Genomic DNA, 1,041 nt, shown 5'->3' with positions numbered 1-1,041 from the left:
GGTTCTTCGTCGTTTCATGTGGATTTGGCCTGATCAAGCAGGCGGCCCACAGGGCTGCCAATCAGGTAGATCATGGCGATGAAGTTGGCCTCGTTTCGGTAGCCGCGTGCGCGTGACCTGGCAGCTTGGAAGAGACCATTCATGCCCTCCAGGCGTGCGTTGGTCAGGCCAGACAGCCAGCGTCTCACCACCTGCTCTGCATGCCGATTCAGGGTCGCCAGGGCCTTCGCCATCGGCTTGAGCAGTGGCTGGCCGGTGACGGCCTCCCGCATGACATTGAGGTAGTTCGTGATGCGCCAGCGGGCCGCGCGCGGTGTCGGGGCCTTCTGGATCCAGCGCAGCTTTTCCTTGATCACCCAGGCATCGGCTGTGGCGCCACGATCGGCTACCAGCTCCTGGAGTGCCGCCAGTTGCGTGGCTGTCAGCTTGTCGTTATCTGCGCGTTTGAGTACCGCCCATCGCAAGGCCTTGGGATGCCCCTTCTCTCGGCGCTCCTTCTTGCGGACCTCGTCCAGGGCCTTGGTAAAGGTCTGCACGATATGGAACCAGTCGACCGTGACGTCGGCGCTGGGCAGGTGCTTGGCCACGCCACTGAGAAAGGCCTGAGACATGTCGCAGACCACTTCGACGACGTTGTCTGGGTCACCCCCATGCTTGGCCAGAAAGGCGCTGAAAGCCTTGATGGTGTCCTTGCCATGGCCGGGGATGGCGAAGATCACCGGCTGATGCTTGCGGTGCATGTCGAGAAACACCGTCACATAGCGGTGACCACGCCGAGAAGCGGTTTCATCCAGGCCGACGGCCTCGACCTTGGATAGGTCCAATTGACCCAGCATCCGTCCCACATAGTGGTGCACGATGCGCCACAGGCGCTTGTCGGAGATCTCCAACTGCCGAGAGACGGCCAACACCGGCATCTCTTTAACCAGCGACATGGCAGCTTGCTCGAACAGCAGGGTGAAATCGCTGCCCGGCCGTGCCCAGGGCACCTCGATGCGCTTGACGCCATGCGCGGGACACTTGGTGCGCGGGACGCGCGCA

The 1,041-nt window shown here is 62.3% G+C and carries 1 protein-coding gene; it reads right to left on the bottom strand.

The annotated features are described in order from the left end of the window. Window positions 1-14: 14 nt before the first annotated feature. Window positions 15-1,041 (bottom strand): ISL3 family transposase (locus ACFODV_RS15210; protein WP_379760934.1); only part of this gene is annotated, 1,027 nt, incomplete at its 5' end.

The sequence above is a fragment of the Halomonas tibetensis genome, assembly GCF_042643535.1.
GTDB lineage: Bacteria > Pseudomonadota > Gammaproteobacteria > Pseudomonadales > Halomonadaceae > Halomonas > Halomonas tibetensis.
The sequence above is the reverse complement of the archived record's forward strand: the minus strand, read 5'-3'. Positions and strand labels throughout refer to the sequence as shown.